The sequence below is a fragment of the Phytoamicus setariae genome (assembly GCF_016722925.1).
In the GTDB taxonomy this organism is placed as follows: Bacteria; Pseudomonadota; Alphaproteobacteria; order Rhizobiales; family Rhizobiaceae; genus Rhizobium_E; species Rhizobium_E setariae.
In genome coordinates, this window is sequence record NZ_JAEQNC010000003.1 from 348,515 (window position 1) to 363,253 (window position 14,739).

Annotated in this window: 16 protein-coding genes; 12 read left to right on the top strand and 4 right to left on the bottom strand. The window is 59.3% G+C overall.

What is annotated here, in order from left to right:
* Positions 1-75: 75 nt before the first annotated feature.
* Both JJB09_RS06895 and JJB09_RS06900 read right to left on the bottom strand, forming a co-directional pair.
* Positions 76-801 (bottom strand): anti-sigma factor, encoded by a 726-nt coding sequence (locus tag JJB09_RS06895; RefSeq protein ID WP_201655122.1) that lies wholly within the window; start codon positions 799-801, stop codon positions 76-78.
* Positions 798-1,331, bottom strand: a complete 534-nt coding sequence (locus tag JJB09_RS06900; protein WP_201655125.1) for a sigma-70 family RNA polymerase sigma factor — start codon at positions 1,329-1,331, stop codon at positions 798-800. The genes JJB09_RS06895 and JJB09_RS06900 overlap by 4 nt, the downstream gene beginning before the upstream one ends.
* A gap of 159 nt (positions 1,332-1,490) precedes the next feature.
* Between JJB09_RS06900 and argB the strand changes: the two genes are divergently transcribed.
* Both argB and JJB09_RS06910 read left to right on the top strand, forming a co-directional pair.
* The gene (gene argB / locus JJB09_RS06905; RefSeq protein WP_201655128.1) at positions 1,491-2,378 is read left to right on the top strand and encodes an acetylglutamate kinase; all 888 of its coding nucleotides are present in this window, start codon (positions 1,491-1,493) and stop codon (positions 2,376-2,378) included.
* A gap of 55 nt (positions 2,379-2,433) precedes the next feature.
* Positions 2,434-3,165 (top strand): glycoside hydrolase family 16 protein, encoded by a 732-nt coding sequence (locus tag JJB09_RS06910; protein WP_201655131.1) that lies wholly within the window; start codon positions 2,434-2,436, stop codon positions 3,163-3,165.
* Positions 3,166-3,174: 9 nt separating this feature from the next.
* On the opposite strand, the gene JJB09_RS06915 is transcribed toward JJB09_RS06910, so the two are convergent.
* Positions 3,175-4,668, bottom strand: a complete 1,494-nt coding sequence (locus tag JJB09_RS06915; RefSeq protein ID WP_201655134.1) for an MFS transporter — start codon at positions 4,666-4,668, stop codon at positions 3,175-3,177.
* 237 nt (positions 4,669-4,905) lie between these two features.
* On the opposite strand from JJB09_RS06915, the gene pyrF reads away from it, so the two are divergent.
* The 4 genes from pyrF to JJB09_RS06935 all read left to right on the top strand — a co-directional run bounded on the left by pyrF (position 4,906) and on the right by JJB09_RS06935 (position 7,429).
* Positions 4,906-5,598, top strand: a complete 693-nt coding sequence (pyrF, locus tag JJB09_RS06920) for an orotidine-5'-phosphate decarboxylase (protein WP_201655136.1) — start codon at positions 4,906-4,908, stop codon at positions 5,596-5,598.
* Between the two features lie 50 nt (positions 5,599-5,648).
* Positions 5,649-5,936, top strand: a complete 288-nt coding sequence (locus tag JJB09_RS06925; protein WP_201655139.1) for a DUF1330 domain-containing protein — start codon at positions 5,649-5,651, stop codon at positions 5,934-5,936.
* A 110-nt stretch (positions 5,937-6,046) separates the two neighbouring features.
* The gene (locus JJB09_RS06930; protein WP_201655142.1) at positions 6,047-7,027 is read left to right on the top strand and encodes a complex I NDUFA9 subunit family protein; all 981 of its coding nucleotides are present in this window, start codon (positions 6,047-6,049) and stop codon (positions 7,025-7,027) included.
* Positions 7,028-7,267: 240 nt separating this feature from the next.
* The gene (locus JJB09_RS06935; RefSeq protein ID WP_201655145.1) at positions 7,268-7,429 is read left to right on the top strand and encodes a hypothetical protein; all 162 of its coding nucleotides are present in this window, start codon (positions 7,268-7,270) and stop codon (positions 7,427-7,429) included.
* 79 nt (positions 7,430-7,508) lie between these two features.
* Here JJB09_RS06935 and JJB09_RS06940 read toward each other — a convergent pair whose 3' ends face one another.
* Complete coding sequence (locus tag JJB09_RS06940; protein WP_201655148.1) at positions 7,509-8,312, bottom strand: undecaprenyl-diphosphate phosphatase; 804 nt, start codon at positions 8,310-8,312, stop codon at positions 7,509-7,511.
* Positions 8,313-8,563: 251 nt separating this feature from the next.
* On the opposite strand from JJB09_RS06940, the gene JJB09_RS06945 reads away from it, so the two are divergent.
* The 6 genes from JJB09_RS06945 to JJB09_RS06970 all read left to right on the top strand — a co-directional run bounded on the left by JJB09_RS06945 (position 8,564) and on the right by JJB09_RS06970 (position 14,703).
* On the top strand, positions 8,564-9,256 hold the full coding sequence (locus JJB09_RS06945; protein ID WP_201655151.1) for a glutathione S-transferase family protein: 693 nt from the start codon (positions 8,564-8,566) through the stop codon (positions 9,254-9,256).
* Between the two features lie 10 nt (positions 9,257-9,266).
* Positions 9,267-10,412 carry a tRNA epoxyqueuosine(34) reductase QueG gene (gene queG / locus JJB09_RS06950; protein ID WP_425523690.1) on the top strand — a complete coding sequence of 382 codons (1,146 nt, stop codon included), beginning with the start codon at positions 9,267-9,269 and terminating at the stop codon, positions 10,410-10,412.
* On the top strand, positions 10,409-11,278 hold the full coding sequence (locus tag JJB09_RS06955; RefSeq protein WP_201655606.1) for an SDR family oxidoreductase: 870 nt from the start codon (positions 10,409-10,411) through the stop codon (positions 11,276-11,278). The genes queG and JJB09_RS06955 overlap by 4 nt, the downstream gene beginning before the upstream one ends.
* A gap of 321 nt (positions 11,279-11,599) precedes the next feature.
* The gene (locus JJB09_RS06960) at positions 11,600-11,965 is read left to right on the top strand and encodes a septal ring lytic transglycosylase RlpA family protein (protein ID WP_201655154.1); all 366 of its coding nucleotides are present in this window, start codon (positions 11,600-11,602) and stop codon (positions 11,963-11,965) included.
* A gap of 80 nt (positions 11,966-12,045) precedes the next feature.
* Entirely contained in the window at positions 12,046-13,335 is a 1,290-nt protein-coding gene (locus JJB09_RS06965) for an RsmB/NOP family class I SAM-dependent RNA methyltransferase (protein ID WP_201655157.1), read from the top strand.
* 87 nt (positions 13,336-13,422) lie between these two features.
* Positions 13,423-14,703 (top strand): imelysin family protein, encoded by a 1,281-nt coding sequence (locus tag JJB09_RS06970; RefSeq protein WP_201655160.1) that lies wholly within the window; start codon positions 13,423-13,425, stop codon positions 14,701-14,703.
* Positions 14,704-14,739: the final 36 nt, after the last annotated feature.

Below are 14,739 nucleotides of genomic sequence, written 5' to 3' on the forward strand. Positions count from 1 at the left end.
CTAGAGGTGTAGCGCTATCATCATACCAAATCAATTCATTTGTATGATTATTTATGCGATCAAGCGGAGGAACAGTTACAAAAGCTTTGTCTTGCCGAATGCGATCATCGGGCCCGTTGGTTTGCCGCTCGGCGATCCGCCAAGCGGTTCAACCGTGATGGCGATGGTCTTGCCGGTGGTGAACGCGTCGCGAAAGCTTGCCTCAATCACGATGTCGCCACGACCACTGTCCGGAAGCACGCCCAACGACGCTGGCGGCTTTCCGTCCTCGATCAGCCAGACCTCGAGCGATTTCGGCTGGTCCTGCCTGAGCGCGGCAGGCGTCACGCTCAACCTGCCGGATGCGAAATCGTAGGTCGCAAGCAGGCTCATCGGCGAATCCATGCCCGTCAGTTCCGCAACAAGCGGCTTTTCGGGCTGCGATGTGCCGAGAAAATCCGAGCGCCCCGCGACACCAATACCGACGGCGGCCACAAGGGCCGCAGCAGCCAATCCGCGCCAGAAGAAAACCGAACCCCATAGCGCCTGCAGCACTCTTGCGGGCCGGGCGTCATTGGCATCGCCGAACAGGTGCTGCTCGATCTTGGCATGAACCAGCGGCGACGGCTTGACCTCCTGATAGTCGTCATTGAAGTCGGCAAGGTTCTCTTGCCAGCGGCGCACCTGCATAGCAAATTTGGGATCAGTGGCGATTCTCGCCTCGACACGACGGCGATCTGTTTCGGATAAAACACCCAGCACATATTCGCCGGAGATGATTTCATCCCTGCTCCGGTCCCAATCCTGTGGCTTTTCGCTCATTGCCCGAGACACTCTCTCAGCTTCAGAAGGCTGCGGCGCAGCCAGGTTCTCATCGTGTTGATCGGAATATTATAGAATTCCGCGAGTTCCTGATAGCTCAAACCTTCCACATAGGCCCGTTTTACCGCTTCAGCTTTATCAGATTCGAGCGCTTTCATACATCTCTCAATCCGTCCGCCTTCACTTTGGTTGACGGCCGCCTCCTCCGGCCCGGGATTCGGGCTTGCCAGATCATAGGCCTCGTCGATGGCCGACGATGTCGGCTTGCGGGCGCGCATCAGATCGATCGCCTGATTGCGCGCGATCGCCGCCAGCCATACGCCGCCACGACCCTCATTGGGCCGGAAACGGTCCGCACGTTGCCAGATCTTGACGAACACCTCCTGCAGCGCATCCTCGGCTTCCGGCCGATTTCTCAATATGCGCAACAGGATCGAATAGAGTTTCGGCGACGTCTGCTGGTAGAGCCGGGAGAATGCCTCGCGGTCCCCCAGCGACACCTGTCCGAGCAAGCTGCTGATTTCATCCATGGTTTCTCTTCCGGACGGTTGCCTGCCGATAAATCGATCGGCGGAAATCGAAGTGCTTTCAAACACGGATTTTACGCGAGAAACGTGACAGCAGATCATTCCATGTGACGGGAACATAGGCTATGGAAGCGTCGACTTCTTTCTTCCGCGAGGCCCACCATGTCCCAGTCCGAGAGCGAGATCCAGGCCCGATTGCTGGCCCAGGCACTGCCCTTCATGCAACGCTATGAAAACAAGACGATCGTCGTCAAATATGGCGGCCATGCCATGGGCAATCCAGAGCTCGGCAAGGCCTTTGCCAGTGACATCGCACTGCTCAAGCAATCCGGCGTCAACCCTGTCGTCGTCCACGGCGGCGGACCGCAGATCGGCGCCATGCTTGCCAAGATGGGCATCGAATCGCGCTTCGAGAACGGCCTTCGGGTAACCGATCAGAAGACGGTCGAAATCGTCGAGATGGTGCTCGCCGGCTCGATCAACAAGGAGATCGTCGCCCTGATCAACCAAACCGGCGAGTGGGCAATCGGGCTGTGCGGCAAGGACGGCAACATGGTCTTCGCCGAAAAGGCCCGCAAGACCGTGATCGATCCCGATTCCAACATCGAACGCGTGCTCGATCTCGGCTTCGTCGGCGAAGTGGTCGAAGTCGACCGCCGGCTGATTGACCTGCTTGCTCGTTCGGAAATGATCCCGGTGATTGCACCGGTGGCTCCAGGGCGCGACGGCCATACCTACAATATCAATGCAGATACGTTTGCCGGCGCGATTGCGGGGGCGCTCAATGCGGTGCGTCTGCTGTTTCTCACCGACGTACCGGGCGTGCTGGATAGCAAGGGCGAACTGATCAAGGAATTGTCGGTGGCGCAGGCGCGCGCACTGATCAAGGACGGCACCATCTCCGGCGGCATGATCCCCAAGGTCGAAACCTGCATCGAGGCCATCGAAGGTGGCGTCGAAGGCGTGGTCATTCTCAATGGCAAGACGGCGCATTCGGTTCTTCTCGAACTGTTCACCGAAATGGGCGCCGGCACGCTGCTGGTTCCCTGATCAGCCTCGTTTCAGCCAGCGGGACTAGACAGTGTCGGTCCCGCTGGAGAAACCAATGCTGATCCGCCACGTCGCCATCGTATTCCTGTCCCTGCTGCTCGTGCCAGGAATGGCCGACGCCAAGCGGCTGCGTTTTGCGGGCTACGATTTCAAAATCAAGGAAGGCCGAGGGCTGGGGCCCGGGCCCAATGACTGGGCCAGATCGCAGGCCTTCGTCGACAAGCGCGGCCGGCTGCACCTGAAATTCTCCGAGAAGAACGGGCGCTGGTATGCCGGAGAGATCCAGAGCATCAGCAAACTCGGCTTTGGCACCTACGAAATGGAATTCGAGGGCGATATCGGCGGGCAGGACAAGAATGTCGTCTTCGGCTTCTTTAACTATCCATCCTCCGATGTGGGACCGGACGCCACCAACGAGATCGATATCGAGTTCGCTCGATGGGGAAACAACAGCTACCAGCCGCTGAACTACACCGTCTGGCCAGCGGTCGCCGGCCTCAGTAATGCCCACAAGACATTCGAGTTCCGCCGGGGTGTCCGCAGGAGCCTCCATCGTTTCACCTGGTCGCGCGAACAGGTCGTCTATTCGTCGGTCGAACTCAAGGCAAACGGCTCGCCCGGCAGCGAATCTTACTGGGCTTTCAAACCTGCAGATTTCCAGGACCGGATAGCCTCCAGCCCGATGTCGATCTATTTCAATCTCTGGGGTTTTCGCGGCCAGAAGCCGAGCGACGGCAAGCCCGTGGAAGTGATCGTCAATTCTTTCAAGTTCACGCCGGCGCCTTGAACCCGCGCTTCATTCGGCAACGACCGGCGCGGCGGGCTGCTTGGCTTGCGTGGGCGGAGCTCTGAGCACCAACGCAAAGAGAGCGACAATCACATAGCATGCAATATTGTAAAATACGGCCGTAGCAAAAGATGCCCTGAAAGCATCGTGGGCTGTCATCCCGCCGGCCATCCGGCCGGCAAGCATCGAAAAGAAGATCTCGGAGATGATCGCCACGCCGAACGCGCCGCCCATCTGCTGGATCGATTGCAGCGCTCCCGATCCCGAACCGGCATTGTGGGGTGGCACGCCCGCAAGCGCGGTCTGGAACAGCGGTGAAATTGTGATCCCCGTGCCCAACCCGCCGAGAAAGAGCGGCAGGATGAAATCGGAGCGAACGATCGCCTCGCCTACCCCCGAGACGATGTCGCGCAAAATCAGCATCGCCACGACCAGCATCGCCGAGCCGAAAACGATGCGCAGCCGCGGGCTCCGACCACCCAGCCGCCCGGTGATCACCGACGCGATCAGCACGCCAATTGGAAACGGGATCGTCGTCAGGCCAGATTCCAGCGGATTGAGCTGATATCCGGACTGCAGAAAGATCGCGAGGATCAGGAAAAAGCCCGGCATGGCCGAAAAGAAGACCATGGAGGCCAGAGCGGCATAGATGAAATTGTGGTTCTTCATCAGGCTGAGCGGCACCAACTCGGCCGCGCCGCGGGCGTTCTGGCGGCGCTCCCACCAGACGAACAACGCGGCAAAAGGCACGAAGATCGCCATCAGCGCAAAGCACCATGCCGGCCAGCCGAAGCCGCGCCCCTCGATCAGCGGGAATATCAGGCAGAAAATCGCTGCAGCTGCGATGACGATGCCGATCCAGTCGTTCTTCAACGCCGGATTGCCTTTGATGTCGGGTATGAGTCTCCGCCCCGCAATGACACAGGCGATGCCAATCGGCACGTTAATGAGAAATATCGGCCGCCAGTCCAGCCCAATGATGTTGGCATGGATCAAGGTGCCACCGGTCACCGGGCCTGCCACAGATGCAAGCCCAGCCGCCAGCCCGAAAAGCGAAAACGCCACCGCCCGCTCCCGAGGTGGAAACATGATCTGGGCGATCGCCAGAACCTGCGGTGTCATGACGGCGCCGGCGATGCCCTGGATGACCCGCGCGCCAATCAGCATCTCGACGTTGGCGGCCAACCCACATAAGGCAGAGGCCATGGTGAACGCGGTCACCCCGATCAGAAAGATCTTCTTCTTGCCGACGATATCGCCATAGCGCCCGAAGGGCAGCAATCCGAGCGCGAATGCGAGGATGTATCCGGCGACCACCCATTCGATACCGCTTTCGGAGACCCCGAGGTTCTTTTGCATGGACGGCAAGGCGACATTGACGATGGTGACGTCAATCATGTTCATGAAACTCGCCATCAGCAGCACGAACATTGCGATCCAGCGGCGCTCGAAAGCGTGGGCCTCTCCCTGAAGTGGCTCAACGAGCTTTGCATCCTGAGACATCGACATCATCCATAACAAGTGTTGCAGCACTGGCCGAAAGACAGGCGTGTTCGGGCAATACGCCCGAACCGGAGCCAGCGCTCCGACCAACTTATAGGTCCAGGTTTCCAAATTGGCGAGATGGCCGTCTGTTGAGCGGGGCTCGCGACGAGATGGCAAAACTGCGAATTTTTGGCTTGCGATCGACTGTTCTAAGTGCGACTGGTCTGCCGATCAAACAACGGAGGGATCGTCGTGATGAGCGCAAAAGATCGGCTGATTGTCGGACTGGACGTACCCAACGTGGCTGAAGCCGAGCAAATCGTCAAAAAGCTTGGAGACACCGTCGACTACTACAAGATCGGCTATCAGCTTGCCTTTGCCGGCGGGCTGGAATTCGCCCGCGACCTGGCTCGCGACGGCAAGAAGATCTTCCTCGACATGAAACTGCTCGACATCGACAATACGATTGCGAGCGGCGTCGAGAATATTGTCAAGATGGGAATGACCATGCTGACACTGCATGCCTATCCCAAGGCGATGCGCGCTGCTGTCGAAGCAGCGAAAGGCTCCAGCCTCTGCCTGCTGGGTGTGACCGTGCTGACATCGATGGATGAGCAGGATCTGATCGAGGCCGGTTATGAATACGACCCACACACGCTGGTGCTCAGGCGCGCCGAACAGGCCCGACGCGCAGGGATGGGTGGCATCGTCTGCTCGGCCGAAGAAGCCACCAGCGTCCGTAAGGTCGTCGGCCCGGATCTCGCCGTTGTCACGCCGGGCATCCGTCCGGCCGGCGCCGACAAGGGCGACCAGAAGCGCGTCATGACCCCGGCCGAGGGTATTCGCGCCGGCGCCAGCCATCTCGTCATTGCACGTCCCATCGTCAAGGCCGCCGATCCGCTCGAAGCGGCCCGTTCAATCCTTGCGGAAATGCAAGCCGCGATCTAGGATTGCAGCTTTCGATCACGAAAATGAGCCGGATATCGGCGGAGGAAATTATGGCCAAGGGATACTGGATTGCCCGCGTCGATGTGCGCGACACCGAGCGTTACAAGGACTATGTCGCGGCAGCCAAACCGGCGTTTGAAAAGTATGGCGCGATCTTCCTTGCGCGCGGCGGTGAATACGAACGGCTCGAAGGCCAGGTGCGTGCGCGCAATGTCGTCATCGAGTTTCCGTCGCTGAAGGCCGCCCATGATTGCTACCATTCGCCGGAGTATCAAATTGCCGCTTCGATCCGTCAGGAAGTCGCCGACGCGGAGATGGTGATCGTCGAGGGCGCCTGACCGCTGGCAGGATCGCAGATGCTCGTGTTCGCAGGCGCGAATAGAGCTTCACCTTGCCGGGAAATTCAGCTAATGAGCGACCCAAAGCAGGGTTATCAGGAGAGAATGAAATGACGCTGTCCAACGTGCCGAAACTTGTCACCGTTTTTGGCGGATCAGGTTTTCTGGGGCGCCATATCGTCAGGACCCTCGCCAAGCGTGGCTATCGCATACGCGTTGCCGTTCGCCGTCCCGATCTTGCATTTCATCTCCAGCCACTCGGCAATGTCGGCCAGATTTCCCTGGTGCAGGCCAACCTGCGTTATCGCAATTCCGTCGACGCCGCAGTCAGGGGCTCCGACTACGTGATCAACTGTGTGGGTCTGCTGCACGAAAGCGGCCGCAACACGTTCGATGGCGTGCAGGAATTCGGCGCCCGTGCCGTTGCCGAAGCCGCCCGTGCAGCGGGCGTCGGCCTGACCCATATTTCGGCGATTGGTGCCGACATCAGTTCCCGCTCTGCCTATGCCCGCACCAAGGGCCGGGCAGAGAAGGCGATCCTGGAAATTCTGCCGGACGCGGTCATCCTGCGTCCTTCGGTCGTGTTCGGTCCGGAAGACGATTTCTACAACAAGTTTGCCGATATGGCCCGCAAGGCCCCCGCCCTGCCGCTGGTCGGTGGGGGTAAGACGCGCTTCCAGCCGGTGTACGTCGACGACGTCGCCGAGGCGGTCGCGCGTGCTGCAGACGGACTGGTCAAGGGCGGCAAGATTTACGAACTCGGTGGCGCCGAAATCAAGAGCTTCAAGGAAATCCTCGATGACATCCTGGAGATCACCTGTCGCGAGCAGCGGTTCGTGCCGCTGCCGTTCTTCGTCGCCTCGCTGATCGGAAAGGTCAGTTCGCTGATTCCGTTCGTCAAGCCGCCGATCACCGCCGACCAGGTCATTCTGCTGAAATCGGACAATGTCGTCTCCAAGGCGGCCATCGCCGAGGGCCGGACGCTGGAAGGCCTGGGCATCAAGCCGACGCTTGCAGCGGCCATTCTACCAACCTACCTGCAGCGCTTCCGCCCCGAAGGCCAGTTCACCCAGTCCGGCTCCGCCGCCTGAGATGGCGCTTTCCGCCTATCAGCGATTTCAGCCGGCATCGTCAGGTGCCGGCCATGAATTGCTGTATCTGCGGATCCCGAAGTTGCACAAAAGCATCACCTTAAATTATACTCTGTTAACCCCATATTCAGGGCATTTGCTTTATTGATATTCGGCCGTCGACTGCATAGAACGCGGCCACACTCATTCAGCCGAAGCGCGGATGGGCGCGCGTTTCATCCGGTCTTTCAGAGGAAAATCATGGGCAAATCGATCGCACTGTTTTTTGCGTCTGCGGCGCTTGTCATCTTGGCGGGTTCCTTTGTAGCTCCGCGCACGGTTGCGGCCGACAAGAACAGCTGCTCGCCGGCCTACGGTATCGACCCCTGCACGATCACGGCGACGATCCCAACGCATCGTTGAGGATATCTCAACAGCATATGCAATGAATTCGGGCCGCTTTCGCGGCCCTTGTCATATCTGCATCAGAAAGATTGCCGGCTCAGCCCCAGCCATAAAGGCCGGCAAGCCCTGCCAGACCAACGACGATCCGCCACCAGGCGAAAGGCGCATAGCCGCGCCGCGACACGAAGGCCAGCAGCGAGCGAACGACGATCAGCCCCGATACGAAGGCCGCTAGAAAGCCCACGAAGATGACCGTCGCGTCATCAAAGCTCAGATCGTTGCGCGCCTTGAAAAGCTTGAGCGCAAAGGCGCCCACCATCGTCGGCATGGCGAGGAAGAAGGAGAACTCCGCCGCCGAGCGCTTGTCAGCGCCCATCAGCAACGCGCCGACGATCGTTGCGCCAGAACGTGAGGTGCCGGGTATCATGGCAAGGCACTGGCACAGGCCGATCTTGAAGGCCAGCGCCGGCGGATAGGCCATCGCGTCGAAATATTTCGGCTGAAACTTGATCCGGTCGACGACCAGCAGAATGATGCCGCCGATGATCAGCGTGTAACACATCAGCATAGGGGTCTCGAGCATCTGGCTGATATACTTCTCGGCAAAGCCGCCGATGACAGCAGCCGGCAGAAAGGCGATGAGCACCGAATACACGAACCACCGCGAACGCTCGCTACTATGCAGCGTGAGCGCGACATTCAGCAGCCGCTTGAAATAGACGAGCAGGATGGCCAGGATTGCGCCCAGCTGCACGAGAATGGTGAACGCATTGCCAGGCGTCTTGAAGCCGAGAAAATGGCTTGCCAGTTGCACATGCGCAGTCGAAGATACTGGAATAAATTCCGTCAACCCTTCGAGAAGGCCGAGGATGACGGCGGTGAAAAGGGATGGATTGTCCATGAATGCCTCTTGTTTGATACCGGCTCGGATCACGAGACTGCGCTGTGGCGGGGCGACAAGTTAACGCACACGGCAGCTGGCGCAGGCGAATTCGTATTTCATTTACCGCAAGTGGCCCGGCAACCAGCAGAATACTGTCGAATCGCTTGTGCCTGCCTTGCCAACTTCCTATACCGTCTTGATATGTGTCATAACCAGACACCATTGAGTCCTTGAGACCTTTCTTTATTAGCCACTATCACGGTTCACCCATGCCTGTGCTCTATCATCATCCGATGTCCACCGCGTCACGCTTCGTGCGTCTGATATTCTCCGAATACAACGTTCACGCGGAACTGCTGGAGGAGCAGATCTGGGAAAAGCGGAAGGATTTCTTCTCGCTGAACCCGGCCGGCACCCTGCCGGTCTATGTCGATGACAACATGCGCGCTCTGTGTGGGGCAACGATCATCTCCGAATTCCTCGACGAGACCAGCGGCGTGCTCAAACGCGACCGCAGGCTGCTTGCCGAAGACCCCTTCCAGCGGGCGGAAATCCGCAGACTGACGGAATGGTTCCTGATCAAGATGGAGCAGGACGTGACCAAGCCGTTGGTACGCGAGCGGGTCTACAAGCTGCAGATGGCTCCCGACCAGGGAGGCGGGGCGCCCGACTCGAAGGTGCTGCGCACCTCGCGGAGCAATATACGCCAGCATATGCGCTATCTCGGCTGGTTGGCGGGCTCGCGCACCTGGCTGGCAGGCGAACGGCTCTCCTATGCCGATCTTGCCGCGGCGGCTGCCCTGTCCGTGCTCGACTATCTCGGCGAGATCGACTGGAACGAGTCGGCGGCGGTGAAGGAATGGTATCAGCGGCTGAAGTCACGTCCCGGCTTCCGACCCCTGCTCAACGATCGGATCCGTGGGGTAACGCCGGTTTCCCACTACGCCGATCTCGATTTCTAGGCACATTCAGGTGGCCGCCGCCCCTGACCCGATCAGGCAGCAGACGGCGCTTACCGCCTATGTGAAGTCGCTTGCCCGGGAGGCCGGCTTCGACGTTTGCCGCATCACCACACCTCAAGCCATTCCGCATGCCGCGTCGAACCTGGAGGGTTTTGTCGAGGCAGGCTATCACGGCACGATGGGCTGGCTGGATGAAACGAAGGCGCGGCGCGGCGATCCCGCGGTCCTCTGGCCGGGCGTACGCTCGATCGTCATGCTGGGCATGAACTACGGACCCGAGACGGACCCGAGACTGGGGCTCAAAGACAAAGACACCGGCAATATCTCGGTCTATGCGCGCAATCGCGACTACCACGATGTCATCAAGGGCAAGCTGAAGGAAATCGGCACTCGCTTTGCGGCTCGCAGCAAGGAAGAAATCAAGGTTTTCGTCGATACGGCGCCGGTGATGGAGAAGCCGCTGGCCGAAGCCGCAGGTCTTGGCTGGCAGGGTAAGCACACCAATCTGGTCAGCCGGGAGTTCGGCTCGTGGCTGTTTCTCGGCAGCATCTTCACCGCCACACCGCTGACGCCGGATGACCCCGAAACCGACCATTGCGGCTCCTGCCGGGCCTGCCTTGACGCCTGCCCCACCGGCGCGTTCCCATCGCCCTACCGGATCGATGCGCGCCGTTGCATCTCTTATCTGACGATCGAGCACAAGGAGGCTATCCCGCTCGAACTTCGACCGCTGATCGGCAACCGGATCTATGGCTGCGACGACTGCCTGGCAGCATGCCCATGGAACAAGTTTGCCCAAGCCGGGCGTGAAATGAAGCTCAGGGCTCGCGACGACCTGCATGCACCGAGCCTGAGCACCTTGCTGGCTCTTGATGACGCCGCGTTCCGAAGCTGGTTTTCCGGCTCCCCTGTCAAGCGTATCGGCCGTAATCGTTTCATCAGAAATTGTCTGATTGCCGCTGGCAATTCCGGCGACGGTGAACTGGCTCAGCACTGTCGACGACTGCTGCAGGACGCCGCGCCGGAAGTCCGGGCAATGGCGGTCTGGGCGCTCAACAGCCTCGGTGAACTTGCTGACAGCGACACACTATATATGGAGCGGGAAACCGCCGATGAGGTTTTAATCGAATGGAACAGAACGAGGTATTGCCGATGAAGCTGATGATTTTGGGCGCGGGTTTTTCGGGCAAGGCAATCGGAAGGATTTGCGGCAGCACATTCGACAGCGTCGGTGGCACGACGCGCAAGCAAGCCAATTTCACCACGCTCGAAGCGGCCGGCATCCAACCCTCCATTTTCGACGGCACCCAGATCTCCGGCGCGCTGAGTGAAGCGCTGCGCGATGTTACCCATCTCGTTCAGTCCATTTCGCCTGGGGAGGATGGTGACGGCTTCCTGAAGCTCGTACCGAACCTCAAGACGTTCATGCCCAAGCTTGTATGGGCGGGCTATCTCTCGACGATTGGCGTCTATGGCGACCACAAAGGCGCTTGGGTGGACGAAGAAGCACCGACCACGCCTCTATCGGCTCGCGCAAAGGAACGCGTCGTTGCCGAAAGCCAGTGGCTGGATGCCGGCGCACGTGAAAACATCGCCGTCGCAGTGCTTCGACTATCCGGCATCTACGGACCGGGACGCAACGCTTTCGTCAATTTGTCCGACGGCACCGCGCGTCGACTGGTCAAGAAGGATCAAGTTTTCAACCGTATCCGGTGCGAGGATATCGGCCGCGTCACGGCATTCCTGATCGAGCGGAAGCTCGGCGGCATCTATAATGTAACGGATGCCGAACCGGCGCCGGCACAAGACGTGGTCGAGTATGCGGCTCGCCTGATGGGCATCGATGTGCCGCCGGATACGCCTTTTGAACAAGCGGAACTCAGCCCGATGGCGCGCTCGTTCTATGCCGAAAACAAGCGCGTTTCCAATGCCCGCCTGCGCGGAATCGGCTTCGAATTTCTCTACCCGAACTATCGTGTTTCACTCGAAAACATGTGGGCCGAGCAGAGTTGGAAGGGCTGAAATTGCTAAATCCGACGGTGAAATCCCCTTCACCGCCGGATAGATTGCAAAAAATTCTGGTAAAGAACTGGTTAAGCGCAAAAAATTACTCAAAATTTGTGAGAATCTGGCGAATAGATTGCCGGCCTGAAGCGTCATGGCTTAATATTTTGATTCAAAGGCAGAAATAACTTTAGGTTGCGCACAGACTCCTCCGGAATCTGGACGCGATCCTCCATTAATATTTCAGCCGTTAATATTGCGTGATCAATATGGGCACGTTTTTGCCATTTTTCGCCACAAAACGCTCTCTCCCAGGAATAAACGACTTGGGAATGCCATATGTTCGAAAAAAAATATCGCAGCGCCGTTGCAGCTGCATCCATCGCCCTCACATCGCTCACCGTAGCATCAGTCGCTGAAGCAAAAGACGGTTGCGGAGGCGCCTCCTGGTATGCACTGCATTCGAAAACTGCGTCCGGCGAACGTATGAACCCGTCAAAGCTGACGGCGGCACATCGTTCTCTCCGGTTCGGCACCAAGGTCAAGGTCACCAATCGCAACAATGGCAAGGCAGTCGTCGTCCGCATCAATGATCGTGGTCCGTTCATTCGCGGCCGGGTTCTCGATCTTTCCAAGGCTGCAGCCAGCGAAATCGGCATGGTCAGCTCCGGCACCGCCAAGGTCTGTTACCAGATCATCGGCTGATTTTTCCGCCTTGTCCGCCCGAACGCTTGCTCTTCGCGTCAATCGCGGCTACCACGCCCGTAGGAAATTGGAGAGAATGAATGCGATTGGGCGGGCGCGTATCCGGGGCTATTGAAGTTCTCGACGATATTGAGACACGACGTCGCCCCGTCGCCGATGCTCTCAAGGACTGGGGCTTGTCCCATCGGTTCGCCGGATCCGGCGATCGCGCCGCCGTCGGCAATATCGTTTACGACGCCTTGCGCATGAAGCTCTCGCACGCATGGCTGATGGACAGTTCCAGCGCTTCGGCGCTTGCGCATGCTGTGATGTTTCGCCAGTGGGGTTTTACATCAGAGACCCTGAACGCGCAGTTCGAAGGCGACAAGTTCGCGCCCGCACCTCTCGACCCTGCCTGTGTTGCCGCCTTTGCGACGCGATCGCTCGCCGATGCAGAGCCGCACATCCGGGGCGATATTCCCGAATGGATCGTTGCGAGCTTCAGTGAAAATTTTGGCGACCGGTGGCTGATTGAAGCGCAGGCTCTTGCAGCCCGCCCCTCGCTTGACCTGCGCGCCAATACGCTGCGTGCAGATCGGGAAAAGGTGGTGCGCGCGCTTGCTGACGCTCATGCGAGGCCATCCGCGATTGCCCGGCAGGGAATCCGCATACCATCCGGCGAAGGCCCGTCACGGCTTCCCAATGTCACGGCCGAACTCTCCTTCGCCAAGGGTTGGTTCGAGGTCCAGGATGAAGGCTCGCAGATCGTAGCAGATCTGGTGATGGCCGCCGAAGGCGAGCAGATCCTTGACTACTGCGCCGGCGGTGGCGGCAAGACACTCGCCCTTTCGGCAACGATGAACAACAAGGGCCAGGTCCACGCCTACGATACCGACCGCAAGCGGCTCGCACCAATCATCGAGCGCCTGCGCCGCGCAGGCACCCGCAATGTCCAGGTGCATGAAAACGCAAAATCGATGACCGCGCTTACTGGGAAATTCGACCGCGTGCTTGTCGATGCGCCTTGCACCGGCACCGGCACCTGGCGGCGTCGACCGGATACCAAGTGGCGGCTGACGCAGAAGAACCTCGACGAAAGGGTCGGCCAGCAAAAGGAAGCGCTGGCGGACGCGGCTCATTATGTGCGCCCAGGCGGCTATCTCTGTTACGTCACCTGTTCGGTGCTACCGGAAGAGAACCAGCATCAGGTGGCGGATTTCGTTGCCAGCGGGCTCGGCTTCGAGCAGGTTTCCGCACTTGATGGCTGGAACACACTCTTCGGCGACAAGCCGGTACAGCCCCACAGCGCCGACGGCAAGTCGCTGACGCTGTCGCCCGCAACCACCGATACAGACGGCTTCTATTTCGCCATGCTGCGCCGCGGCCAGTGATCGCCACCGCCTATTCTGGATCGTTTGACACAAGTTTGAATCTGATGCATGAAGCCGGCCAGCACATTTGCTGAAAGGGGAGTCATCATGCCCAGCAAACATCTCGCCCGGCTTACGCTTGTTCTGGCGTCCGCCACCGCGATCTTCACCTCCACAACAGCCTTCGCCGCAACCGAGGCTTCGGCTGTCGTCAAGAACTTCGTGGAACTCGGCCATGCGAAATTCGAAGACTCCCTGATCACAGCCAAGGCGCTCGACAAAGCCATTGACACGCTGATCGCAGCGCCCTCGGACGAGACCCTGAAGGCAGCCAGGGAGGCCTGGATAAAGGCGCGCGTGCCCTACCAGCAGACCGAAGCCTATCGCTTCGGTAGCGCCATCGTCGACGACTGGGAAGGCAAGGTCAATTCCTGGCCTCTGGATGAAGGCCTGATCGACTATGTCGACAAGTCCTACGGCACCGAAAGCGACGAGAACGAGCAATATACGCTCAACGTAATTGCCAACCCGAAATTCACCATCGGCGGCAAGGAAATCGATGCGACCAAGATCACGCCGGAACTGCTGTCAGGCACCCTGCAGAAAGCCGGCGAAACCGAATCCAACGTCGCCACCGGCTACCATGCCATCGAGTTCCTGCTCTGGGGCCAGGATCTGAACGGCACCGGTCCCGGTGCGGGCGCGCGTCCTGCCACCGACTACGACACCAAGAATTGCTCGAACGGCAATTGCGATCGCCGCGCCCAGTACCTGAAGGCTGCTTCGAGCCTGCTGGTCAGCGATCTCGACTATATGGTCAAGCAATGGGCGCCCGAAGGGGAAGCGGCAAAGAGCGTTCTTGCCGATCCGCAGAAGGGCATCTCTGCCATGCTGACCGGCATGGGATCGCTCTCCTACGGCGAACTCGCGGGCGAGCGCATGAAGCTCGGCGTCCTGCTGCACGATCCCGAGGAGGAGCACGATTGCTTCTCGGACAACACTTTCAACTCGCATCTGAACGATGCGATCGGTATCGACGGCGTCTATACCGGCAAGTACACACGCATCGACGGCAGCAAGCTGGAAGGCCCCTCGCTTTCGGCGCTGGTCGCGGAGAAGGACGCCGCGCTTGACAAGGAAATGACCTCCAAGCTCAACAAGACGCTCGATGCCATGCATGCCATGGCCAAGCGTGGCGAGACGATCGAGGCCTATGACCAGATGATCGGCGACAACAACAAGGATGGCAATGCGGTCGTGCAGGCCGCCATCGACGGCCTGGTCGACCAGACCAAGACCATCGAGCGCGTCATTTCGGCGCTGGACCTCGGCAAGATTGCGCTTGAAGGTTCCGACAGCCTCGATAATCCTAACGCCGTGTTCCAATAAGCAAGGCGAAGGGGCGTGAACAACTTGCCCCTTGTG